Below are 23,147 nucleotides of genomic sequence, written 5' to 3'. Positions count from 1 at the left end.
TGGCCGGGGAGCGGGCCGCAGCCCGCCCGCCCGCCGGCCCCACCCGGGCCGCCGGCACCCGCCGTGCCCGCGGCGGGCGCGCCCGGCCCGTCCCAGCCGTCCCCGGGCGCGGCACTCGGACGTCTGCTGTCCGGGCCGACGGGCCTCGGTACGGCCGCCGCCCGCGCGTTCCGTTCCGCAGCGCTCTCCGCGGCTCCGCCGGGGGAGGGGGCCGCAGCCCGCGCCGTCGCGGAGCCGGGACGTACGGGCGACGGCGGTCCTCCTGCGCCCCGCGTCCCGCCGCCCGGTGGGGAGCCGGCGGTGCGCACCCCCGCCCTGTACTGCCCCGACGCGGTCCGCGACGACCCCGCTCTCGGAGAGGAGGTGAACGACCGCCTCGTCGAATGGGCGGAGGAGATCGGCATCTTCAGCGGGCGTCTGGAACGCCTGCGCTCCCACCAGTTCGGCCGCCTCTTCATGCTCGCCCACCCGGACTGCGACGATCCCGACCGGCTGCTCGCCGCGGCCCGCTGCGGACTCTCGGAGTGGTCAGTGGACGACCACTGGGTCGACGAGGGAGAGGAGACGGAGCCCGAACTCCTCGGCTCGCGCCTCGCGATGACGCACGCGGTGATCGACCCCGTGCGGCTCCCGGCCCGCTACCTCGCGCAGTTCGAGGAGCTGGTCGCGCGCCAGCCCGTCCTGCGGGCCTTCCGGTCCAGCCTCGGCCATCTGTCGCAGATCGCGAGCACGACCCAGATGGCGCGCCTGCGCCACGAACTCGCCGTCATGTTCGTCGGGTACGGGCAGGAGGCCGAGTGGCGCACCAACGGGCGCAGGCCGGCCGTGTGGGAGTACCTGCTGCACCGGTACGAGAACGCCTTCTACCCCTGCATGGTGCTGATCGACCCCGTCGGGGGCTACGAGCTGCCCGCCCACGAGTTCGCAGACCCCACCGTGCGCCGCACCTACCTCTACGCGGGCATGGCCAACGTCCTGCTCAACGACGTCTATTCGATGGCCAAGGAGGACCCCGGCGACACCAACCTGCCCAACCTCATCGCGGCAGAGGACGGCTGCTCCCTCCAGGAGGCCGTCGACCGCACGGCCGCCATTCACGACGAGCTCATGCACACCGTCGAGGCCGACTGCGCGGTGCTCGCGGCGACGGGCTCACCGCAGCTGCGGCGCTACCTGGCCGGTCTGTGGGCGTGGATGGGCGGGAGCAAGGAGTGGCACGCCACCAGCGCCCGTTACCAGAACCAAAGCTGAGCCAGTAACCGAGAAACCCGGTAACCCGGTAACTCGGCAACCCAGCACCCCGACCCCGTAACCGTCCGCCGCGATCCGCGATCCGCGATCCGCGATCCGCGATCCGCGATCCGCGATCCGCGATCCGCGATCCGCGACGCCGGCCGATCCCGGCTGCCGTCATACGAATCCGTACCACCGCACCACCCGCAACGCCGACTGAACGCATTTGCCGACACTGTGAATCAGGAGAAGTCCATGACGGTCCAGGGCGCCGCCACCCACCCCCTGCGCAGCCTCTACCAGAAGTCCGTGGCGAACTACTGGAACGAGGAGAAGAACCCCGTCAACCTCAGGCTGGGCGAGGTCGACGGCATCTACCACCACCACTACGGCGTCGGGGAGGCCGACTGGTCGGTCCTGGAAGGCCCGGAGGAGACCCGCCAGGAACGCCTCACGGCCGAGCTCCACCGCCTCGAGTGCGCGCAGGCCGACCTGCTGATGACCCACCTCGGCGACCTCACTCCCGAGGACCGGGTGATGGACTCCGGCTCGGGCCGCGGCGGCAGCAGCTTCGTCGCCCACAGCCGCTTCGGCTGCCGCGTGGACGGGGTCTCCATCTCCGAGACCCAGGTCGAGTTCGCCAACGGCCAGGCCAGGGAGCGCGGTGTGGAGGACAAGGTCCGCTTCCACCTCAGGAACATGCTCGACACCGGCTTCGAGAGCGGCGCCTTCCAGGCGATCTGGAACAACGAGAGCACCATGTACGTGGACCTGTCGCTGCTCTTCCCCGAGTACGCCAGGCTCCTGGCGCACGGCGGCCGCTACGTCACCATCACCGGCTGCTACAACGACGCCTACGGGCTGCCGTCCCGGGCAGTGAGCGAGATCAACGCCCACTACATCTGCAGCATCCATCCGCGCAGCAGGTACTTCAAGGAGATGGCGGCCAACCGCCTCGTCCCCGTCAGCGTCGTCGACCTCACCGAGGCCACCATCCCGTACTGGGAGCTGCGTGCCCGGTCACCCCTGGCCACCGGCATCGAGAAGGCGTTCCTGGAGGCGTACAAGGACGGCAGCTTCCAGTACCTGCTGATCGCGGCCGACAAGGTCTGATCCGCCGCCCCCGGCGCGGCCCGCGGTCAGCGGGCCCGCCGGGCGGCGCGCCGCCGTTCGCCTCCGCCCGCCGTCCGGCCGGCGACGGTGCTCACCGCCTGTTCGCGTTGCTCTTGATCAGGGCGACGACGATCAGGATCAGAGTCAGCGGCGCGAGCAGCCACAGCCACCACAGCTTCTTGCCGCTGCTGCTCGAACTGCTCGTCCCGGCCGTCGAGTTGTGGCCGACCGTGGTGGTCACCGCTCCGCTCGTGCCCTTGCCTCCGGAGGTCTTGCTCACACCCCCGGTGCTGCTGACCGATCCGCTGGTGCCGGACCCGCTCGTGGTCTTGCCGCCGGACGTCTTGCTGACGCCTCCGCTGCTGCTGACCGTCCCGCTCGTGCTGCCGCTGCTGGAGCCGGTGCTCGACGTGGAGCTGGAGCTGAGGCCGCCGCTGCTCGAGGTCGAACTGGAGCTGGAGCTGAGGCCGCCGCTGCTGGACGTCGAACTGGAGCTGGTGCTGACGCCGCCGCTCCTGCTCCCTCCGCTGCTGACCCCGCCGGACGCCCGCCCCGGCGCCGCCGCGACCCGGACCCCGCCGTCAGTGCGGCCGTGCGCCGTCGAGCCGTCCGAGCCGGCGGAACGCCCGGCCCGCACCGGAGCCGAGTCCGCGGCGGCGTACGCGGTCCCCGCCGATCCCGCGAGCAAGGTGCACAACAGCAACGCCGATATGCCAACGCGCATGCTTTCCCCCGTGGTTGTCGATGCGCGGGTCAGCATGGCAGGGACCCGAATGGCGGACAACAGTTCGCCGCGCGGTCTGATCGCTGCGGCAGTGTGAGATAGCCCGCAGCGGCCGGTCCGGAGCCGTGATCGGACCCGCTCGTATGCTCGGTCCATGACTTCGAGCGCGCAGGCAGCCCCCACCGCCAACGCCATGCGGCGTGCCCTCCGCCGCGCCCGCGACGGGGTGACGCTCGACACCGTCGAAGCGGCCGTGCTGCTCCAGGCGCGGGGAGCGGACCTCGCGGAACTCGCGAAGTCCGCTGCCCGGGTGCGAGACGCCGGGCTGGAGGCGGCAGGACGTCCCGGCGTGATCACGTACTCGCGCGGCGTCTTCATCCCGCTCACGCGGCTGTGCCGGGACAAGTGCCACTACTGCACCTTCGTCACCGTCCCCGGAAAGCTGCGCCGCGACGGCCACGGCATGTTCCTCTCGCCCGACGAGGTCCTCGACATCGCCCGCCGCGGCGCCGAAACGGGCTGCAAGGAAGCCCTGTTCACGCTCGGCGACAAGCCGGAGGACCGCTGGCCCGAGGCCCGCGAATGGCTGGAGTCGCACGGCTACGACGACACCCTCTCCTACGTGCGGGCCATGGCCATCCGCGTACTGGAGGAGACGGGTCTGCTGCCGCACCTCAACCCGGGGGTGCTGTCGTGGTCGGACTTCCAGCGGCTCAAGCCCGTCTCGCCGTCCATGGGCATGATGCTGGAGACCACCGCCGAGCGGCTGTGGAGCGAACCCGGCGGCCCGCACCACGGTTCGCCCGACAAGGAGCCCGCCGTACGGCTGCGTGTCCTGGAGGACGCGGGGCGCTCCAACGTGCCGTTCACCACGGGCCTGCTGATCGGCATCGGCGAGACGTACGAGGAGCGGGCCGAGTCCCTCTTCGCGCTGCGGCGCGTCCAGCGGGCGTACCAGGGCATCCAGGAACTGATCATGCAGAACTTCCGCGCCAAGCCCGACACGGCGATGCGCGGCATGCCGGACGCCGAACTGGAGGAGCTGGCGGCCGCCATCGCCGTCGCGCGGCACATCATGGGCCCGTCGGTCCGCATCCAGGCGCCGCCGAACCTCGTGGACGGCGAGTACGCGCTGCTCATCGACGCGGGCATCGACGACTGGGGCGGCGTCTCCCCGCTCACGAAGGACCACGTCAACCCCGAGCGCCCGTGGCCGCAGATCGACGAACTCGCCCGCCGCACCGCCGCGTCCGGCTACACGCTGCGCGAACGTCTCCCGGTCTACCCGGAGTTCGTCAAGCGCGGAGAGCCCTGGCTCGACCCCCGGCTGCTTCCCCACGTCGAGGCGCTGACCGAGGCCGGGACCGGACTCGCCCGCGAGGACGCCCCGCTGGTGGGCCGGCCCTGGCAGGAGCCCGACGAGGGGTTCCTCGCCCCCTCCGGACGCACCGACCTGCACCGCACCATCGACACCGACGGGCGCACCTCCGACCGCCGCGACGACTTCGACGAGGTCTACGGCGACTGGGAGAGCCTGCGCGAGGCGGCACAGCCCGGCATGGCACCGCAGCGCATCGACACCGACGTCCGCGCCGCCCTCTCGCGCGCCGCCGACGACCCCACCCGCCTCACCGACGACGAGGCGCTCGCGCTGCTCCACGCGGACGGCCCCGCGCTCGACGCGCTGTGCGGCATCGCCGACCAGCTCCGGCGCGACGTGGTGGGGGACGACGTGACGTACATCGTCACGCGCAACATCAACTTCACCAACGTCTGCTACACGGGCTGCCGGTTCTGCGCCTTCGCGCAGCGCCGCACCGACGCCGACGCCTACACCCTCTCGCTGGACCAGGTCGCCGACCGGGCGCAGCAGGCGTGGGACGTGGGCGCCGTCGAGGTGTGCATGCAGGGCGGCATCCACCCGGACCTGCCGGGCAGCGCCTACTTCGACATCGCCCGCGCGGTGCGGGAACGCGTGCCCGGCATGCACGTGCACGCCTTCTCGCCGATGGAGGTGGTCAACGGCGCCAGCCGTACCGGGCTGTCCGTGCGGGACTGGCTCACCGAGGCCCGCGACGCCGGTCTCGGCTCGATCCCGGGTACCGCGGCGGAGATCCTCGACGACGAGGTCCGCTGGATCCTCACCAAGGGGAAGCTGCCGGCGGCCACGTGGGTCGAGGTCGTCGAGACCGCGCACGAGCTCGGAATCCGCTCGTCCTCCACGATGATGTACGGGCACGTCGACCAGCCCCGCCACTGGCTGGGGCATCTGCGGAAGCTCGCGGAGATCCAGCGCTCGGCGCTGGAGAAGGGCGTCGAGGGGTTCACCGAGTTCGTCACGCTCCCCTTCATCCACACCAACGCTCCGGTCTACCTGGCCGGCATCGCCCGCCCCGGCCCGACCACCCGCGACAACAGGGCCGTCACCGCGATGGCGCGGCTGCTGCTGCACCCGTACATCCCCAACATCCAGACGAGCTGGGTGAAGCTCGGCGCGGAGGGCGCGGCGGAGATGCTGCGGTCCGGGGCGAACGACCTGGGCGGCACCCTGATGGAGGAGACGATCTCGCGGATGGCGGGGTCGTCCTACGGCTCGTACCGCTCGATCAAGGACCTCACGGACATCGCGGATTCGGCGGGACGCCCGGCCCGTGCCCGTACGACGCTCTACGGGGAGGTGCCCGAGGAGCGCCTGCGGGCGGCCATGGACTCGGACGGACGCCTGCCGGAGCTGCTACCGGTGTTGGAAACCTGAACCGGCGTTCTAGAGTGCAGACGCGGTCGGGGTGCTCCGTCCCCTGCCTGCACCGGACAGCCGTCACACAGGGGAGAGAGAAGTGGCCGCTTCAGGCGGTGATGCCGTATGGGGCCGCACCGAGCAGCAGAGCTTCCGCAGCCGGGTGCGCGGCTGCCTGCTGGGCGGTGCGATCGGGGACGCGCTGGGCGCGGGCATCGAGTTCGAGTCGCTGAGCGACATCCGGGAGAAGCACGGCGCCGCGGGTGTGACGGACTACGTCCCCGCCTACGGCCGGCGGGGCGCCGTCACGGACGACACCCAGATGACCCTCTTCACGGTCGACGGCCTCATCCGTGCGCACGTACGCCGCGACACCGGCGCCTGGCACCCGCCGACCGACGTCCACGCCGCCTATCGCAGGTGGGCCGCCACCCAGCGGGACTGGGGACCGGACCTGCGGAAGAAGGAGGACGGCTGGCTCGCGCGGGAAGAGTGGCTCTACGCGCGACGCGCGCCGGGGAACGCGTGCCTCTCGGGGCTGGCCGACGAGCGCATGGGCACCCTCGACGCCCCGAAGAACCCGGAGTCGAAGGGCTGCGGCACCGTCATGCGCTCCGCCCCGTTCGGCCTGCTCGTGGGATGGGAACCGCAACTGGTCTTCCAGCTCGCGGTGGAGTGCGCGGCGCAGACGCACGGGCACCCGACGGGATACCTGGCGGCGGGGGCGTTCGCGGCGATCGTCCACGCGACCGCCCGGGGCGACAATCTCGACAACGCCGTGCAGAAGGCCCTGGTCCAGCTCGCGACCCGGCCCGGCCACGACGAGACCACGCAGGCGCTGAAGCGAGCCGTCGGCGCGGTGCGGCAGGGAATGCCGTCGGCGGAGCGTGTCGAGTCGCTCGGGGAGGGCTGGACGGCCGACGAGGCGCTGTCGATCGGCGTCTACTGCGCGCTCGTGGCGGAAGACCTGCGCCACGGTCTGCTGCTGGCCGTCAACCACGGTGGTGACAGCGACTCCACGGGTTCCGTGTGCGGCAACCTGCTCGGCACCATCCACGGGGAGACGGCCCTCCCGCCCGGCTGGGTCGCGGAGCTGGAGGGGCGGGCCACACTGCTCGAACTCGCCGACGACTTCGCCATGGAGATGACGCAGGGCCCGGCTCTGCACGCCCCGGGGCAGGCGTCCCCTGCGTGGCTGGAGCGCTACCCGCGCGTGTGACGCGGACGACCGCGGGTGTGCGACGCGGACGGCCGAAGGTGAGCGGCCAGTCCGGGACTCGTGGCCCCGGAAGGGAGCCGAGCCTGCCGCAGTCGACCGGGCATTCGCACCAGTGGACGTGGTCGGCGGCATGTCGTGCTTCCCGGGGACGGGGAGAGCTCGGCTGCTCCACCTCCCCGGTCACCCTCACAGCCGCCAGCGCTGAGCACGCTGGGCGTAGTAGGCGTGGTCGCGGCCGGCGCTCAGGGTGTAGGGGTGGCCGGAGCCCAGAACGCGTGTGAGGTCCTGAGTGAGTTGCAGGAGCAGCCGTGCGGCTGTCGCTCGCCTTCCGGCCTCACCGAGGTTGTAGGCGTGGTTGTGCCGGATACTCAGCGTGTCGGGGTGGTCGGGACCCAGTACGCGGGAGCAGTCTTCGGCGAGTTGCTCGAGTAGGCGTGCGGCATTCCTGCGCCTTCCGTTCTCGCCGAGGTTGTAGGCGTGGTTGTGGCGGGTGTTCAGGGTGTCGGGGTGGTCGGGGCCCAGTGCGCGTGTGCGGTCCTGGGTGAGTTGCTCTTGTAGTTCCGTTGCTTGCCGGCGTTGTCCGGCTTCGCCGAGGTGGTAGGCGTGGTCGTGCCGGGCGCCCAAGGTGTGGGGGTGATCCAGGCCGAGTAGACGGGTGCGGTCCTGGGAGAGTCGCTCGAGTAGGCGTGCGGCTTCTGCGTGTTGCCCGGCGTGGCCGAGGTTGAGGGCGTGGTTGTGGCGGGTGTTCAGGGTGTCGGGGTGATCGGGGCCCAGCGCGCGTGTGCGGTCCTGGGTGAGTTGCTCTTGTAGTTCCGTTGCCTGCTGGCGTTGTCCGGCCTCGCCCAGGTTGTAGGCGTGGTCGTGCCGGGCGCCCAGGGTGTCGGGGTGGGCGGGGCCGAGTAGACGGGTGCGGTCCTGGACGAGTTGCTCAAACAGCTGTGCGGCCTCTGCGTGCCGTCCAGCTGCGCCGAGGTAACTGGCGTGGTTGTGGCGGGTGTTCAGCGTGTGGGGATGGTCAAGGCCCAGTACGCGTGCGCGGTCATGGACGAGTTGCCCGAACAGGCGCGCGGCGTGCGCACACTGACCGTCCTCGCCGAGGTTGTAGGCATGGTCATGCCGGGAGTTGAGAGTCTGAGGGTGGTCGGGGCCCAGTACGCGGATGCGGTCCTGGATGAGCCGCTCTAGCAGTCCTGTGGCTTGCGGGCGTTGTCCGGCCTCACCGAGGTTGTAAGCGTGCTCATGCCGGGCGCCCAGGGTGCGGAGGTGGTCGGGGCCGAGCAGACGCGTGTGGTCCTGGACGAGTTGCTCAAACAGTTGTGCGGCTTCTCGGCGTTGTCCGGCGTGGCCGAGGTTGTAGGCGTGGTTGTGGCGCGTCAGCAGGGTGTAGGGGTGGTCGGGACCCAGGACGCGGGTGCGGTCATGGATGAGCTGCTCCAGCAGCTCTGCCGCTTTCCGGCGTTGTCCGGCGTCCCCGAGGTAGCGGGCGTGATTCTGCCGGGCGTCGAGAGCCCGAGAGTGGTCGGGACCCAGCGCGCGGATGCAGTCTTCGGTGAGCTGCTCGAACAACTCTGCGGCCTGGGCATGGTGTCCGGCTTCGCCGAGGTTGTAGGCGTGGTTGTGGCGTGTGAGCAGGGTGTCGGGGTGGTCGGGACCCAGGACGCGGGTGCGGTCCTGGGTGAGCTGCTCTTGCAGTTCGATTGCTTGCCGGCGTTGTCCGGCTTCGCCGAGGTCGTGGGCGTGGTTGTGGCGTGTGAGCAGGGTGTCGGGGTGGTCGGGACCCAGGACGCGGGTGCGGTCTTCGACGAGTTGCTCAAGTAGCTGTGCGGCCTCCGCGCGCTCTCCGGCGTCCCCGAGGTAGCGGGCGTGGTGGTGCCGTGCGTCCAGGGTGTCTGGATGGTTGGCGCCCAGCGCGCGGGTGCAGTCTTCCGCGAGTTGCATGAAGAGGCGTGCGGCTTCTGCGTGTTGTCCGGCTTCGCCGAGGTCGTGGGCGTCGCTTCGGCGAGTGTCGAGGGTCTGAGCATGGGCGGCACCCAGTGCGCGGGCGCGGGCCCGGGCGAACTCCTCCAGGAGCCTCGATTCCTCCGGAGGACGGTCCCTGGTGGCGGCCCCCGACTCCTGGCTGGTCTCGGGAGGTGCTGCACCCGGTGTCCGCGGCGGAAGCGGATCGTGTTCCGGGGGCGTCGTGGCAGCGCGATTGCGGGCCAGGGCGATGAGTCCCCCTGTGTTGCGATTGCGCTGCTGGGGCAGGGGCCGGGACTTGGCCGCGAGGGCACGGTGCAGGTGCCGGTAGAGGCTGTCCATGTCGATCGGATCCGGTGCCCCTGGGATACCGTCAGCCAGCGCGGCGATCAGTTCCCCACTGAACGCCGTGTAAGTCTCTCCCGGCGGGGAGAGAGCCGCGCGCGTCTCGGCAGAGGCCGTTAGCACACAGGTTCCCTCCACCACTGCGTAGTCGGCGACCTGTGCGCTCGCGCTCATGGGACCGGCCAAGGCCCGTCCGCTGTAGCAGCAGTCCAAGATCACCACGGTTCGCCGAGCGCCGGCAGACGGGTCCCGGACAGCGCGGCGCAGATACTCGTACCGCAGCGCCGTCCACTCCTGCTCGGACTCCGAGTCGGGTAAGGCCAGGTAGAGCTCTTCGGAGTGCAGGTCGGTCAGGCCATGCCCCGCGTAATAGACGAGCAGGGTGTCCCGGGCCCGACCGGCTGCTTCGCGTACGGCTCCCAAGACCTCGCGCACAGTGTGCGGCTGGGAGAGCACACGGCACTGATCGGCAGGCAGCCCCCACACCGCGGGATCGGTCAATAGCTCACGCAGCCCCTCCAGATTGGAGGCGACCGCAGGCAGGTCGGGCAGACTCGAATACGCGTGCACGCCTACCAGTAACGCCTGAGAACGGGCTGGATCCGGCAGCAGAGACACTGGTTCACCCCGCGTCCCCATGACGTCGGTGTGTGCTGCTACCCGGCATCATCCGTATCCAGGGCCCGGAGGATCCGCTCGGCCATCTCGGGCGAGGCATCCCGCACAGTCACTGTCGCTCCGTTGCGTTCGATGCGGACCTCTGGCGGACGCGGACGCGAGCCTCGCCAAGCGGCCACGCTGACCAGCAGACTGCTCAGGGCGATCGTGTTGCTGAGCACGACGTTGACGACCTCCAGTGCCCCGCCCATGTCCCCCTGGCGCGACTCGGCTGAGGTGACGGTCATCTCCGTCAGGCCCCGGAGTTCGGCATCCGCAACCAGCCAGCGGTACAGCGAACTCGCATTGCCGGCGTGGTCGAGTTCCGCTCCCTGCTGCTCGTCCTCACCGTCCGCGAACGTTAAGCGAACCTCCACCTGTCCCCCGACCCCACTGATCCACGTCACAAGTAGGGCCATCGTAGCCACTGTTCCATTCGGCACTACGGCAACACAGGAGCCGGGGCTCCGTGACAGTGACTGCCCCCGAGGCGGTCACGCCAGGCGTCGCACAGGCCTGCTGCGGCCGCAACGCTCCTTCGCGGAACCGCTGGTTCGCGGTGACGTGGTGAACGCCGACGTCCGTCAGCGGGGAGTTCAGGGAGTACCGGAGCGGGTAGCGCGGACGGCTGCCGACGTCGGACGTGGACCGGCCGAAAGCGACAGTCCGCGCGGCTGTCGCGGCGGTCGTGCGACCGCACCGCGGGGAGGCGGGAGCGGCATGGGAGAGCCCCCTCGGCAGGGACGGCGGACCGGTCGAGAGGGCTCAGTTCCAGGTGGCGCCGTGTCAGGACGGCGACGAGCCGGCGGCGTTAGCGAGCGGGCGTTCCGGGCGCCTCCCCGCTGGATCGGATCCGGTCCGACGACCGGTTCCGGTGCGTGTGAACCCGGGCCCGCCGGCGGGCCCGCACGCACGGTTCGTGCTCCGGCGGTTCAGCTGGGACGGCCGGAACCGCGTACCTGGGTGACGAATCCGGCCCACGGTCCCGGAGGGAAGCTCAGCGCCGGCCCTTCCGGAGCCTTCGAGTCGCGCACCGCCACCGCGCCCGGCGTCGGCGACTTCACTTCGACGCACGCACCGTTGGCCGAGTAGCTCGATTTGATCCATCGCGTGGTGTTTCCCTGCTGAATTGCCATGTCTGCTCCGGTTGTTCGACTCGTGTCTCGACCGTACGCCTCGATTTCCCGAAGCGAAGAAACCGTTCACTCGACCGGATGGCATATTCCAGACTGGCCTACACGCGTCTATGCCTGACGTGTACTCTCTCCGCGCTCAGCCTCGGGCATAGTCCTTTGCCACATTCTCGATGAACTCGCGTGTCTGGTCCGGGTTGAGGGCCTCGGCGCGCAAATGCTCGTACATGACGCTGTAGCTCTGCACATCGTGCGGCTTCTCCAGATAAAGGTCGCTCGTGACCCCCTCCAGGTAGACGACCGAGGAGTCGGACGCCTCCGGGAACTCGAGGATCGCGTACTGCCCGTTGACGCCCGGATGCGCGCCCATCGAGAACGGCATCACCTGCACGGTGACGTGGGGCAGTTGGGACACCTCGTTCAGCCGCTCCAGCTGCTCCACCATCGTCTGCGCCCCTCCGACGGCCCGGCGCAGTGCCGACTCGTCGAGCACGGCCCACAGGCGCAGCGGATGACGCACGTCGTTGATGCGGTCCTGGCGCCGCATCCGCACCTGCACGCGCTTCTCGATCTCGGCCGGCGTCGCCTCGGGCGAAGCCCCCTCGCAGACGGCCTGCGCGTACGCCTGGGTCTGCAACAGGCCCGGCACGACCTGCGGTTCGTAGACCCGCAAGGACGCGGCGTCCGTCTCCAGGCCGATGTACACGCTGTAGGGGATGTCGCCGAACGCATGCCACCAGCCCTGCTGGCGCGACTCCTTGGCCATCTGCATCAGCGAGTCGACTATGCGGTTGTCCTCCACCTCGTACACCCCGCACAGATCGCGCACGTCGCGCTGGCTGATGCTGCGCCGGCCGTTCTCCAGCCGGCTGATCTTCGACTGGGAGACCAGCAGCCGCTCGGCGACCTCCTCGGCCGTGAGCCCTTTGACTTCGCGGAGGCGACGCAACTCCTGGCCCAGTCGGCGGCGTCGGACGGTGGGATTGACGTTGGACGCCACGGGTACTGCACCTCCGCGTAAAGTACGACTACTTGTCAAGCAGGTTGCCACCACCGTGAGCGATCTCGCTGGAGAATGGCAACAGAGGGTGCAGGGGCGAGCACGGAGGCGGGACGATTACGGCCACGCGCTCGCGCCCGCAACGCAGTTGAGCGCCCCCGGTGGGCGGGGCGCCGCCGCTCAGCCCTCGCCGCCTCTCGCGGCCCCTCCGTGCACCGGCAGGTGGAAGCGGCCGAACTCCCCGGCGCAGTCCCGGGCTTCGGCCGTTCTGACGGCTGCTCGCTCTTCCCTGCTCGCCGCTGGTGCTGCACACCGGCCCTGTCCGCTGGCCCTGCGCGCCCGCTGACCGGTTGCGTGCGGACATGCGCACGGGGTGGTGGTCCGGCCGCGACTCGCCGTCACGGCCGGACCACCACCCCGCACGACCGTGCTTTCCGTGGTGTCTCGTTTGTTCTGTTGTGCCGTTGCTCTTGTGCTGTGCGGTGGCTGCCCTTCTTGCTCAGCCCGCCCGGACCATCCCGCCCACCGTGTGGCGTGCCTGATCCGCCAGCTGCCGCGACGGGCCGCCCGCGGGCACGCTCGCGCGTGCCGCCGCCGGCCGTCCGCCCGCACCGGAAGATGCCGGCTGACCGCTCGGAGCGCCGTTGCCCGCCGCACGCCGGGGCTGCGCCCCCGCGCCGTTCTGCACGTCCATCACGGCGTGCGCCACGAGACCGCCCATCGGGTCGTGCCTGATGAGGTCCCGTAGCCGGGAGCGGCTCGAGCGCCCCTCGTTGCCGGGATAGAGGTGCTTGCCGAGGCCGACCGCGTGGGCCAGCGCGGCGAGCGCCGCTGTCCGGGGGTCCGGCGGCACGCCGGTACGGATCGCCGCGTCCAGCCGGGTTCTGATCTCCCTGCTGATCGCCGTCTCCGTAGCCTGGTACCGCGTCGTCGGCAACACCCCGCACATCTGGCTTGATACGGCATGCACCATGCCGCAGCGCTCCAGGTGCGTGAGATAAGTTTGGCGGAGCCCCAATCGGGGTCCACCGATCCAATGGACAGCACGCACCGGGCTGCCGCGCCTGCGCAGCAACTCGAGTGCGGAGTCCAGTGTCGGATCTCCGGTCGGCCGTGGCAGCACCACGGCGATGCGGTCCCCGTCTGGGGCTATACGTCCTGCGAGAGCCAGCTCGACGAGCTGGGCCCCGGCCAGGCCGAGGTCAAGCGACTGCGGCTGTGCCGTGGTGCCCGTGGCCGGGTCCAAGGCCAGCAGCAGAAGCTCCTCCGGAATAGTTCTGCGGCTCCTGCCCATCCATGCCTCCCCGCGTGGATGTCAGACAGGGTGACTCCTCTCACAATGGTCTGTCGAGAGTGCGTGGGTGTTATGTACGGGAACCAGTAGGTATGTCGTTCTCGTCTCCGCGATGGAAAGACCGATCCAAGCCCCTGTCGGTCCGCCCCAGCGGAATGTGGCGGCGGGGGGCCCAGGACACTGTTAACTGGTACGGCGAGCGGCGAGCACTCAGCATCAGGAGGCATCGGTGGCGGGCGAGTCCCCCGACAAGGTGGAGCGCGGGAAGTCGTCGGGGGAGACGACGGACGAGGGGCGCCCGGTTGCGTCCTCGCGCGGAAAGAAGTCCGGCTCCAAGTCGCCCCGCCAGAGCGGGAACGAGGCCAGGACCGGGACCGCTCCGTCGAAGAGCGCGAAGTCCTCGAAGCCCAGGCCGGCGAAGGGTGGGGCCACCGCGAAGCCGGCGAAGTCCCGGAAGGGCGGCAAGCCCGGCGGCGGCACGAAGTCGGCTGCCGCGCCCAAGAGTTCGAAGCCCGCGAAGAGCACGGACACCGCACCCGGCGAGGGTGCCCCTGACGCCGCTTCGCCGCCCGCCGAGGGCAGTTCCCCAGAGCCGGCGGACGCCTCGTCCGCTGCTCCCGAGGCCGCTCCGGCAGCGGACGGGGCGGCAGTCGCGGCCACGTCTGCGGGGGCGGACGAGCAGGCGTCGTCCGCTGCACCCGCCCCCGGCGACGAGGCGGACGCCGGAGCCTCCGGCGAGGGCGGTGACTCCGCTGGAGCCGGCGACGAGGCAGGTCAGCCCGCGGGTCACGGGCACAACGACGAAAGGCTGAAAGCAGCCGTCGCGGCGTGGGTCGCGGGTTCGGGTGACGAGCCGGACGGACAGTCGCGGCGTGAGCGCGGAGATTCGGCTGCCGGGGAGGGGAAAACAAGCCAATCCGCGGAGGGGGTCGACAACCCGACGGCCATGTTCCGCACCGTGGACGCCGATTCTGTGCGTTCGGAGGAGGAGGACAGCGAGGCGGCCGCCAGGCGCGCGGAGCGCATGACGTCCGCCTTCTTCGGGCCGGGCAGGTCGGCCAAGCAGCAGGGCTCGGGTGACGCGGACGCCGCTGCCGAGCCCTCTTCCGCCCCCGCGACCGCCGATGGCGCCGTGACGGACGGCGAGGCCGCGGACTCCGAGGAGCCGGAGTCCGCGTCGCCCGGCCGCCGGGAACCCGGCGCGGCAGAACCCGTCGCCGAGGAAGCCGAACAGGCCGGCGCCGAGAAAGCCGGAGAGGCCGTAGCCGGAGAGGCCGTCGACGCGGAGTCCGGTGCCGAGACCCCGGACGGGGCTGCACCGGGCGAGGAAGCCTCGAATGTTCGCAGTCGTGAAGACGCCGAGGGGACGGCCGCGCCGGCCGCGGGACCCTCCGGCGGAACGGAGGCGGAGCCGCCTGCCCCCGCCGGGCCCGGAGCTCCCCGCGTGGACGAGCCGACGGCGGTCTTCCGTACGCCGGCGGCGCAGGAGCCCGCCGGTGCGGCGGCGCGCGGGGACCAGCCCACGGCGGTCTTCCGCACCGTCGAGCCCGGCAAGGCGGACGAGGCTCCGGACGCGGAGAAGGCGGACGCGGAGAAGTCTGAAGCGGCGAAGCCCGGAGAGGCCGAGCCCGAGGCGGGGAAGTCCGAAGCAGGGAAGTCCGAAGCAGGGAAGTCCGGAGCGGGGAAGTCCCGCGAGGACGAGCCGGGAAGCGGTGACTCCGGTGCCGGGCTCAAGGGCGACGCGAAGACGGAGACGCTGCCCGAGCCCCGCGACAAGGACGCCACCACGCAGCTCGTGCGGCCCGTCGATCCGCGGCTCGCGGTCGCGGCCGACGCCGGGACCGGCAAGCTCCCCGCGCAGAAGAAGGAGCCGGAGACCGGCGCGGACGGCGAGTCGAAGGGGGCCCCGGCCGGGGAACGAGCCGGCGCCCCGGAGAAGGCCCCGGAGAAGACCTCGGCGAAGGCTCCGGCCAAGAGCTCCGAGGAGGAGTCCGACTCGGAGCGCACGAGCCAGTTCGTCCCCCTCCGGTCCGCGGACGCCCCGCCCCGCCCCACCCGTAAGCCCGACCCGGCCGCGCCGCCGAAGCCGCTGGGCCGGCCCGCCGCCCCGGCGGCGGGCGAGCTCCCGGCCGAGGCGCCGGCGGCCGGCCTGAGCGAGGCCGAGCGGACGCGGCAGGAGGTGCGGCCCGACCAGGCGCCGCTGGACCTGCTGGCGCAGCTCACGAACACCCCGCCGCCGCCCGAGACTCCGCTGCGGACAGCGGTGCGACGGGTCAAGATCTGGACGCCGCTGGTGGTGCTGCTGGTCGTCCTCTTCGCCGTCGCGCAGGCCGTGCGCCCGCTGCCGGAGGCGGAGCTGGCGCTCACCGCGTCGCCGACCCACACCTTCCAGGGGCCGAAGCCGTCCGTGCCGTGGCCCTCCGAGGGCCAGGCCCGGCTCGACGTGCAGGGCCTGGGCTCGTTCGGCTCGTCCGGCAAGCAGAAGCCGGTGCCGATCGCGAGCGTGGCCAAGGTGATGACGGCGTACGTCATCCTCCGCGAACACCCGGTCAAGAAGGGGACGGACGGCGCGTCCATCCCCGTCGACAGGAAGGCCGAGGAAGAGGCGGGGCTCAGCGCGCAGAACGAGTCGACCGTCGAGGTCGAGGAGGGCGACAAGATCTCGCAGCGGGAGGCCGTCCAGGCGCTCATGATTGCTTCCGCGAACAACGTTGCGCGTTTGCTGGCCCGTTGGGACGCCGGCTCGGAGAAGGCGTTCGCGAAGAAGATGAACGCCGCCGCCGACGACCTGGGGATGAAGAACACCCACTACACCGACCCCAGCGGGCTCACCGCCACGACCGTGAGCACCGCCGAGGACCAGGTCAAGCTGGCGAAGAAGGCGATGGGCATCGACCTGTTCCGCGAGATCGTCCGGCTTCCCGGCTACCGCGACGCCAAGGGGGAGGAACACGGCAACTGGAACAAGCTCGTGCCGGTCGACGGCGTCGTCGGCATCAAGACGGGCACCACCACGAAGGCGGGCGGCAACCTGCTCTTCGCCGCGGAGGAGGAGATCGGCGGCACGAAGCAGCTCATCGTCGGCGCCGTGCTCGGCCAGTACCGCCCGTCGATACTCGACACCGTCCTCCAGGAGAGCAAGAAGCTCATCGACACCGCCCAGGACGCGCTGCGCGCCCAGAAGGTGGTCCGCAAGGGCGAGGTCGTCGGCTACGTCGACGACCAGCTCGGCGGCAGGACGCCCGTCGTGGCGACGAGGGACGTGACAGCCGTCGGCTGGTCCGGCCTGAAGGTGAAGCTCGCGATGACGGACGGCGGGAAGCCGCTGCCGCACGAGGGCAGCCGGGGCGACAGGGCCGGCACCCTGACCGTGGGCGACGGGCCCGGCCAGGTGCGGGTGCCGCTGGCCCTCAAGGAGGACATGGCGGAGCCCGGCTTCGGGGCGAAGTTGACCAGGATCCTGTGAAGCGGGTGCCATGAGCCCGGACGCAGGTAGTGCCCGGCCCGCACGTGGCGGAACCGGGGCCGAGCAGCACGGGGGAGAGCGCGGTGGCCGCATCGCGGGAGTCGCAGATGCCGGACGGTGAGGGCGAGACGCCCCCCGGGGACGTGACCGTGCCCAGGGGCGGTGCCGTTGCGCGAACGGCTTCCGGCACCGGCTCCGTCCCCCGCCCCAGGAAGGGCGGCGACACGGCGGGCGGCGGCCGTCCCGGAGGTGGGCGCCCGGGCGGCGCGGGCCCCGGGCACGCGGCCGGCGGCTCCGGCTCCGGTCCGTCGGATCCGGGTTCCTCGGACACCGGCCCGCAGGCGCGGTCTGCCGGTCGCCCCGCGTACCGCCGTCTCGTGGACGCGGCGGCGGGCCTCGTCCGTCACCCGGTGCTCTCGCCCGTGCTGCTCGCCACCGTCCTGCACCTGATATGGCTGTGGCTGCTGGCGAGCGGCGGCGGGGACCTCGCCGCGCAGGACGCCTGGGCCGAGTTCGTGCAGCGGCATCCCGACTCGGCGTACAACCTCGCCTGGTACGGGGGCCTCCACCCCTTCTCGTACAGCGTGCTCTCGCCGTACCTGATGGCGGCGATAGGGGTACGCAGCACCCTGATGCTGGCGGGGATCCTCTCCTCCGGCCTGCTCGCGCTGATACTCCGCCGCGTCCTCGCCAGGCCGCTGGTGCCGGCACTGTGGGGCGCGTTCTCCTTCACCTGCAACGCCGCGTCCGGCCGCGTCACCTTCGGCCTCGGCATCCTCTTCGCGCTGGGCGCGGTGGCCGTCGTGTGGGCGTGGCCGCGCCGCTGGTGGCGGAGCAGGGGCAAGGGGCGGTTCGCCAGGGGGGCCGTGGCGGCGCTGCTGGCCGCGCTGGCGACGACGGGAAGCCCGGTCGCCGGCCTGTTCCTGGAAGTGGTCGCCGCCGCGCTGTTCCTGGACCGCCGCAGGCAGGCCGGGTACGCGATAGCGGTGACGCCGCCCGTCGTGGTCGCCGTCTCGGCGGTCTTCTTCCCCTTCGAGGGCCTGCAGCCCATCCCGTGGTGGTCGGCGCTCTTCCCGCTGTTGGGCGCCGTGCCGGTGCTGCTGCTCGCGCCGCGTACATGGCGCACGGTGCGGCTGGGCGCGCTGGTGTACTCGGTCGGCGTCGTCCTCACCTGGCTGATCCCGTCGCAGGTCGGCTCGAACGTCGAGCGCCTCAGCCTGCTCTTCGGTGTCGTGGTGCTGCTGGCCGCGGCGCCGCTGGTGGTCACCGACTGGCGTTCGCGGCGCGGCGCTGTCATGGCGGTCACGCTGGTCGTGGCTGTGGGCTGGCAGCTGGCGAAACCCGTGTACGACGTGTTCGCGACCACCCCCGACAAGGCGTGGAGCCGCGAACTCACACCGCTGGTACAGCAGTTGAGGCAAGTGGGCGCCGAGCGGGGCAGAGTCGAGGTGGTCCCCGTACGCAGCCACCGGGAGGCGTCCGCCCTCGCCCCGCACGTCAACCTGGCCCGGGGCTGGAACAGGCAGGCGGACACCGACCGCAATCCGCTCTTCTACGAGAACGGCGGTCTGACGCCGGACAGCTACCACGAGTGGCTGCGGCGCTGGGCGGTGCACTTCGTGGTGCTTCCCACCTCGTCGCCTCCGGACGGCGCGGCCATAGAGGAGGCCGAGATCGTCCGTGCGGGGCAGCCCTACCTGCGGGAGGTCTGGAGCGACGAGAACTGGCGGCTGTTCCGCGTCACCGATCCGCTGCCGCTCGCCGAGAAGCCCGCGACGGTCGAGCACGCGGGGGCGGGCCAGGTCGAGGTCCGCGTGCGGGAGAGCGGCGCCGTGCTGGTGCGTATCCCGTGGTCGCCGTGGCTGGGCCTGGTCGACGCGTCGGGCTCCCGCGTCGACGCTCCGGAGGAGGGCGCCCCGAATCGCTACGGCTGCCTGCGCAAGGCCCGGCCGACCGTCGGCGGGGCACCCGCGCCGGGAGACGAGGAGCCCGTCATGGACACCTGGACGCTGCTGGAGGCGCCCCGCCCCGGTACGTACCGCCTGGCGGCCCCCTACCGGCTGCCGCGCGGCACTACGTGCCCGGACAGCCTGCCCCCGGGACCGCGCGTCGGCGGGGAGGACGGCGAGCGCGGAGCCTCGGCGGGGGCGGACGCCCCCGCCGGAGACCGGAGGGGACGGGACTCCGCCCCGGAGTGACGCCTGAAGCGGACGGGTGCGGCGCGCCTCCCGCCACGGTGGGGCTGCTCAGCCGCCGCTGCCGTACGGACGGGTGATGATCTCCATGAAGTGCCCGTCGGGATCGGCCCAGTAGACCCCTCGTCCGCCGTCGTTGCGGTTGATCTCGTTGACGCGCTGTCGCCGGGGGTCCGCGTAGTAGGTGAGTCCGGCCTCCTTGATCCGGCCGAAGATGGCGTCGAACTCCTCCTCCGAGACGAGGAACGCGTAGTGCTGCGGCGTGACGGGCTCGTCGCCGGCGTCCATGTAGTCGAGGGCCACGCCGTTCGCGGTGACGACGGGCAGGAACGGCCCGTACTGCGGCTGCACCTCGAGTCCGAGCAGTGAGGCGGTGAAGTCCGCCGAGGCCCTCTTGTCGGTGGCGGCGACGATGGTGTGGTTGAGCTGTACGGCCATTGCTGTCTCCTCCGGGCGGGCCGCGGCCGCTGCCCGGGCGGCAGCGGTGCGGTGCCCCTCGCGCACGTCAACGGGCCCGATGCGGGCCCGGATTCCCCGGCTGCCCCCCGTATTCGGGCGTAGGTCCGGGGGCGGAGGAGGGGTATGGGACCGCAGGCTGAGGCCCCGGCGTGCCGGTGGCGGGACCGGTGCCGGGACGGAGCGCGTCGAGGGCTTCCAGCAGCGCCGGCCCGGCGTGTGCGTGGGTCCGCCGCACGGCCTCCTCCCCGGGGGCGCGCGGCACCGTCTCCACGAGCATGATCAGGTAGAGGTAGCAGCGGTAGAGGGCGAGCCGGGTGCGTACGGCCTCGTCGCCGAGGTCGGGTCCGCCGCCGGGAGAGCCGGCACGGTAGCCGGCCATCAGGTCCGGGTCGTCCTCCGCCCGGCCGAAGAGCTGGAGGGACGGGAAGTCGGCCAGCGGATCTCCCCAGAACATCCGCTCGCCGTCGACTATCCCGCTCACGTACCGGCTGCCGGGTGGGCCGTCGAGCAGGACGTTGCCCTCCCACAGGTCGAAGTGCACCGGCACCGGGCGGTGCACGTGGTCGAGCGCGGGCAGGGCCCGGGCGAGGCGCGTGTGCAGTGCCGGGACGGGCAGGGGGAGCGGGGCCGCGTACCGTTCGGCGTCCTCCAGCAGCGCCCGGAGCATCGCCGCGAACACCTCCCGCCAGCCGGCCGGGGGGACGCCCGCCGACGGCGGCTGCGCCGGATATCCGAACCGCGGCCCCTGGACGGTGTGGACGCGGGCGATCATCCCACCGAGGGACCGGCGCAGCGCCGAGCGTTCCCCGCCGGTCAGACCGCTGGAGACGTCGCTCCACGCGGTTCCCGGGCACCGCGTCATCAGCAGGGCCGCGTGGGCCGTTCCGTCCGGGCCCGTCGGGTGCGTCCCGGCGTGCACGACACGGGGCACGGGCACGCCGCCGCAGCGGGCGGCGGCCCGGTAATAGGCGGCTTCACCGTCCAGCAGCCGCTGCTCGTACTGCAGGCGCGGGCCGCACTCCGGCGGCGCCGTCTTGAGTACGAGGCAGGTGCCGTCCGCGGTGCGCACCCGGTGGAGGGTGTTGTAGGAGCCCCCGGTCATCGGCTCCAGGGAGACGACGCCGTCCGGGTCGACGCCCGCGCCGCGCAGGAAGCGCGCGGCCTCTTCGAGAGCAGGGCGGTCCGCTGCCCCGGGTACCAGTGCCACTGCCTGCTCCCCCCTGTGTGCCCGCTCGCCCCGTGTGCCGCTCGGCGCCCCGGCGTTCGGCCCCGGGGCGCGGGCCGCCTCGCGGAGCGGCAGGAGCGACAGGCTAGCGCCTTGCCGGGGCCGGAGGTCCGGGCTCGCACTGCGGCTCGCGCGGAGCGCGCACAGGGAGGAGCCGGGCGGGCGGCTGCGAGCCGCACGCCCGGCTCCGGGGGAGGGGCTGAGGGGGCGACGGGACGGGCCGGCCGGGGGGCGGAGGGCTCAACTCCCGTACCGGAGAGCCCGGTTCACGGGACCCGGTTCACGCGCGGGCCGGCCCGTTCACATCTGCTGCGACTGGATGCTCGTGCGGGGCAGCAGCGGTACGAGCGAGTCCCAGCGCTTCATCTCGCAGCCGTTCTCCCGGTTGAAGTGGGCGTTCACGCGCTTCCCGGCCCACCATCCGCGGACGTGCGCGCTGACCGGGCCGCCGTACTGCATGGTGCAGCGCGTGCCGCTGCCGATCGGGGCGAACGGGTCCTTGCCCCAGGTCGTCCGCTCGTCCAGCCCGTCGCACGCGGCTTCTGCGCGCGGGTGGTCGCCGGACGTGGGGTGGCAGGAGAGCTCGAAGGTGCCGTCGGTGGCGGCGCGGCCGGAGTCGGCGACGGTGACGGTGAGGTGGTCGGCGGGGCGGTGCTCCGCGGCGCCCGGGACTGCCTGGGCGAGTGTCTGCGGGGCGACGGTCAGAGCGGCGGCAGCGGTCGCGGTGACGGCGAGGCGGCGGAGGTGCATGGAGACTCCCTGGACGCGGTTTACGGGCGGGACGGGCGGTGACTGGTTGCGAGCGGGGCCTTACGGCAGTCTTTTGGCCCGCCAACGCGGGACAGGGGGGACGCGTCGCGCACCGGACGGCACATTGACTCGAACGAGCTATGCCGGACCGCAGACGGAGGGACCGCCTCTCCGGCGGCCCACCGGTGGTACGTCCGCCCGCGGGCGGACCCGCATGCGCGCCCGGGGCCGTCCTGCGGGTCCGCACGCTCGCCCGTACGCGAGCCCGCGTGTGCACCGCGCCGCCCGTGCGCGGGCACACCGGGGCGGTGGTTCACGCGGATCCGCTGCCGCTGCCGTCGTCCTCCGGGTCCGTGCGCGGCCGTCCGGGCTCGCGGACGCCGTCCGCGCCGTGCCCGTCCCGGCCGCTCCGCGAGGCGCGACCCGGCAGCACGGTGACTCCCGCGAGCGGGGCCGGTTCGAGCGTCAGGTTCCTCGGCTGCGGACGCCGTCCGGGTTCGCCCGCCGTCTCCCCGGACGCCCGTTCCGCTTCGTCGGGCGGCACCGGCTCGGCTGCCCCGTCGGTCAGCAGCCGCAGCCGTCCCGACTGCGCGCCGGGGACGGTCCTGCCCTGGCGGCTCCACTCGTTCGCGAGCCGGGCGTAGATCGGCTCCAACCAGTAGGCGCCCGTCAGCTCCGCGAACTGGGTGGAGGGACCGGTGAGTTCGTCGCGCTGCGCGTCGCGGACGAGGATGAATGACGTGTTTCCCATGCCGGGGCAACAGCGGCCGGCGACGGCGGGACACCGTCTGGGCGGCCTCTTCACCGCGACGAGGGCCCGCGTTCGATCACGCGCGGGTCACACCCCGCCCGGCACCGGCCCGCTGTTCGATCCGGCCCCTCGCGGGCGCCCGGCGGTGCGGCCGCCACCGGGCTTCTGCGGGCGCCTGCGGAGTCAGCGCCGGGGAAGGACCCTGTCGACGACTGTCTCCACCAGCTCGTCCACCTCGCCGTCGGAGAGCATCCCGGGCAGCGTGAGCTGCTCCAGCAGCAGCCCCGTCATCGCCAGGTAGAGGACGAGCACGGTGTCCGCGTCGCCGGGGAGCCCGGCATCGAGGTGGACGCGCACGTTCTCGTCGAGGTCGGCGCGGACGGTGCGGGTGAGTTCGCTCCGCAGCGCGGGTCTGCGCGTCGCCTCCAGGCGCAGTTCGAGCATCGCCAGATAGCCGGTGCGCTCCTCGGCCATGCGGCGCACCAGCCACCGCATCAGCTCCGCGACGAGCTCGCGGCGCGGCGGCGCCGAGCCCAGGGCGCGGGCGACCTCGGCCGGGTCCGGGGTCATCCGCACCCGGATGCGGCCGCCTGCCTGGGTGAGCAGGTCGTCCCTGGAGGTGAAGTAGTTGGACGCGGTGCCGGCGGGGACGCCCGCCTCGGAGTCGACGGCCCGGAAGGTCAGACCGCGGGCACCCTCGCGTGCCAGGACCTCGATCGCGGCGTCGACGAGTGCCGTCCTGCGCCGCGGGTTGCTGACCACGCGCGTTCTCCTCCCTCGGGTGTGCGTCCACGACGCGTCGCGCCGGACGCCTGGCGCCCTCGATGCCCTGCGCCCGGAACGCCCCGCGCCGAAAACGCCTTGCGGGAACCACTACAGGCGAAGCA

Annotated in this window: 18 protein-coding genes; 7 read left to right on the top strand and 11 right to left on the bottom strand. The window is 72.2% G+C overall.

Going from position 1 to position 23,147, the window contains the following annotated elements:
- Nucleotides 1-63 precede the first annotated feature (63 nt).
- The gene (locus IEY56_RS07395) at nucleotides 64-1,251 is read left to right on the top strand and encodes a family 2 encapsulin nanocompartment cargo protein terpene cyclase (protein WP_189036526.1); all 1,188 of its coding nucleotides are present in this window, start codon (nucleotides 64-66) and stop codon (nucleotides 1,249-1,251) included.
- Between the two features lie 237 nt (nucleotides 1,252-1,488).
- Nucleotides 1,489-2,346, top strand: a complete 858-nt coding sequence (locus IEY56_RS07390; protein WP_189036307.1) for a geranyl diphosphate 2-C-methyltransferase — start codon at nucleotides 1,489-1,491, stop codon at nucleotides 2,344-2,346.
- A gap of 91 nt (nucleotides 2,347-2,437) precedes the next feature.
- Here the strand turns inward: IEY56_RS07390 and IEY56_RS07385 are convergent, their stop codons facing one another.
- Nucleotides 2,438-2,626, bottom strand: coding sequence for a hypothetical protein (locus IEY56_RS07385; protein ID WP_189036306.1), 189 nt, complete (start codon nucleotides 2,624-2,626; stop codon nucleotides 2,438-2,440).
- Here IEY56_RS07385 and IEY56_RS07380 point away from each other — a divergent pair.
- The 3 genes from IEY56_RS07380 to IEY56_RS07370 all read left to right on the top strand — a co-directional run bounded on the left by IEY56_RS07380 (nucleotide 2,619) and on the right by IEY56_RS07370 (nucleotide 7,026).
- Nucleotides 2,619-3,167 carry a hypothetical protein gene (locus tag IEY56_RS07380; protein ID WP_189036305.1) on the top strand — a complete coding sequence of 183 codons (549 nt, stop codon included), beginning with the start codon at nucleotides 2,619-2,621 and terminating at the stop codon, nucleotides 3,165-3,167. The genes IEY56_RS07385 and IEY56_RS07380 overlap by 8 nt on opposite strands.
- A 57-nt stretch (nucleotides 3,168-3,224) precedes the next feature.
- On the top strand, nucleotides 3,225-5,825 hold the full coding sequence (locus tag IEY56_RS07375; protein ID WP_189036304.1) for a bifunctional FO biosynthesis protein CofGH: 2,601 nt from the start codon (nucleotides 3,225-3,227) through the stop codon (nucleotides 5,823-5,825).
- An 82-nt stretch (nucleotides 5,826-5,907) separates the two neighbouring features.
- Complete coding sequence (locus IEY56_RS07370) at nucleotides 5,908-7,026, top strand: ADP-ribosylglycohydrolase family protein (RefSeq protein WP_189036303.1); 1,119 nt, start codon at nucleotides 5,908-5,910, stop codon at nucleotides 7,024-7,026.
- Nucleotides 7,027-7,212: 186 nt separating this feature from the next.
- Here the strand turns inward: IEY56_RS07370 and IEY56_RS07365 are convergent, their stop codons facing one another.
- The 5 genes from IEY56_RS07365 to IEY56_RS07345 all read right to left on the bottom strand — a co-directional run bounded on the left by IEY56_RS07365 (nucleotide 7,213) and on the right by IEY56_RS07345 (nucleotide 13,414).
- Nucleotides 7,213-9,969: a caspase, EACC1-associated type gene (locus IEY56_RS07365; protein WP_229711694.1), complete on the bottom strand. Its 2,757-nt coding sequence runs from the start codon at nucleotides 9,967-9,969 to the stop codon at nucleotides 7,213-7,215.
- A gap of 17 nt (nucleotides 9,970-9,986) precedes the next feature.
- Entirely contained in the window at nucleotides 9,987-10,394 is a 408-nt protein-coding gene (locus IEY56_RS07360) for an effector-associated constant component EACC1 (RefSeq protein WP_229711693.1), read from the bottom strand.
- Nucleotides 10,395-10,919: 525 nt separating this feature from the next.
- Nucleotides 10,920-11,123 (bottom strand): DUF397 domain-containing protein, encoded by a 204-nt coding sequence (locus IEY56_RS07355; protein WP_189036301.1) that lies wholly within the window; start codon nucleotides 11,121-11,123, stop codon nucleotides 10,920-10,922.
- 136 nt (nucleotides 11,124-11,259) lie between these two features.
- Nucleotides 11,260-12,120 carry a helix-turn-helix domain-containing protein gene (locus IEY56_RS07350; protein ID WP_189036300.1) on the bottom strand — a complete coding sequence of 287 codons (861 nt, stop codon included), beginning with the start codon at nucleotides 12,118-12,120 and terminating at the stop codon, nucleotides 11,260-11,262.
- Nucleotides 12,121-12,619: 499 nt separating this feature from the next.
- Nucleotides 12,620-13,414, bottom strand: coding sequence for a GOLPH3/VPS74 family protein (locus IEY56_RS07345; protein ID WP_189036299.1), 795 nt, complete (start codon nucleotides 13,412-13,414; stop codon nucleotides 12,620-12,622).
- 229 nt (nucleotides 13,415-13,643) lie between these two features.
- On the opposite strand from IEY56_RS07345, the gene IEY56_RS07340 reads away from it, so the two are divergent.
- Nucleotides 13,644-16,880, top strand: a complete 3,237-nt coding sequence (locus IEY56_RS07340) for a D-alanyl-D-alanine carboxypeptidase (protein ID WP_229711692.1) — start codon at nucleotides 13,644-13,646, stop codon at nucleotides 16,878-16,880.
- Between the two features lie 107 nt (nucleotides 16,881-16,987).
- On the top strand, nucleotides 16,988-19,078 hold the full coding sequence (locus IEY56_RS07335) for a DUF8823 domain-containing protein (protein WP_373292052.1): 2,091 nt from the start codon (nucleotides 16,988-16,990) through the stop codon (nucleotides 19,076-19,078).
- 48 nt (nucleotides 19,079-19,126) lie between these two features.
- On the opposite strand, the gene IEY56_RS07330 is transcribed toward IEY56_RS07335, so the two are convergent.
- From IEY56_RS07330 to IEY56_RS07310, 5 genes are all read right to left on the bottom strand, one after another.
- Nucleotides 19,127-19,513, bottom strand: a complete 387-nt coding sequence (locus IEY56_RS07330; protein WP_189036297.1) for a VOC family protein — start codon at nucleotides 19,511-19,513, stop codon at nucleotides 19,127-19,129.
- Nucleotides 19,514-19,580: 67 nt separating this feature from the next.
- Nucleotides 19,581-20,741 (bottom strand): phosphotransferase family protein, encoded by a 1,161-nt coding sequence (locus tag IEY56_RS07325; protein WP_229711691.1) that lies wholly within the window; start codon nucleotides 20,739-20,741, stop codon nucleotides 19,581-19,583.
- A 318-nt stretch (nucleotides 20,742-21,059) separates the two neighbouring features.
- Nucleotides 21,060-21,509, bottom strand: a complete 450-nt coding sequence (locus IEY56_RS07320; protein WP_189036296.1) for an SSI family serine proteinase inhibitor — start codon at nucleotides 21,507-21,509, stop codon at nucleotides 21,060-21,062.
- A gap of 313 nt (nucleotides 21,510-21,822) precedes the next feature.
- Nucleotides 21,823-22,260: a hypothetical protein gene (locus IEY56_RS07315; protein ID WP_189036295.1), complete on the bottom strand. Its 438-nt coding sequence runs from the start codon at nucleotides 22,258-22,260 to the stop codon at nucleotides 21,823-21,825.
- Nucleotides 22,261-22,443: 183 nt separating this feature from the next.
- Complete coding sequence (locus IEY56_RS07310; RefSeq protein ID WP_189036294.1) at nucleotides 22,444-23,022, bottom strand: TetR/AcrR family transcriptional regulator; 579 nt, start codon at nucleotides 23,020-23,022, stop codon at nucleotides 22,444-22,446.
- Between the last annotated feature and the right edge of the window lie 125 nt (nucleotides 23,023-23,147).

The sequence above is a fragment of the Streptomyces daqingensis genome (genome assembly GCF_014645895.1).
Classification (GTDB): Bacteria; Actinomycetota; Actinomycetes; order Streptomycetales; family Streptomycetaceae; genus Streptomyces; species Streptomyces daqingensis.
This window is presented reverse-complemented; position numbering and strand designations above follow the sequence as displayed.

What these genes read in the sequence shown, in the direction of transcription:
- IEY56_RS07390 (WP_189036307.1), top strand. Translation starts at nt 1,489, where the DNA reads ATGACGGTCCAGGGCGCCGCCACCCACCCCCTGCGCAGCCTCTACCAG.
- IEY56_RS07375 (WP_189036304.1), top strand. Translation starts at nt 3,225, where the DNA reads ATGACTTCGAGCGCGCAGGCAGCCCCCACCGCCAACGCCATGCGGCGT.
- IEY56_RS07365 (WP_229711694.1), bottom strand. Translation starts at nt 9,969, where the DNA reads ATGGGGACGCGGGGTGAACCAGTGTCTCTGCTGCCGGATCCAGCCCGT.
- IEY56_RS07355 (WP_189036301.1), bottom strand. Translation starts at nt 11,123, where the DNA reads ATGGCAATTCAGCAGGGAAACACCACGCGATGGATCAAATCGAGCTAC.
- IEY56_RS07345 (WP_189036299.1), bottom strand. Translation starts at nt 13,414, where the DNA reads ATGGGCAGGAGCCGCAGAACTATTCCGGAGGAGCTTCTGCTGCTGGCC.
- IEY56_RS07335 (WP_373292052.1), top strand. Translation starts at nt 16,988, where the DNA reads ATGCCGGACGGTGAGGGCGAGACGCCCCCCGGGGACGTGACCGTGCCC.
- IEY56_RS07330 (WP_189036297.1), bottom strand. Translation starts at nt 19,513, where the DNA reads ATGGCCGTACAGCTCAACCACACCATCGTCGCCGCCACCGACAAGAGG.
- IEY56_RS07320 (WP_189036296.1), bottom strand. Translation starts at nt 21,509, where the DNA reads ATGCACCTCCGCCGCCTCGCCGTCACCGCGACCGCTGCCGCCGCTCTG.
- IEY56_RS07315 (WP_189036295.1), bottom strand. Translation starts at nt 22,260, where the DNA reads ATGGGAAACACGTCATTCATCCTCGTCCGCGACGCGCAGCGCGACGAA.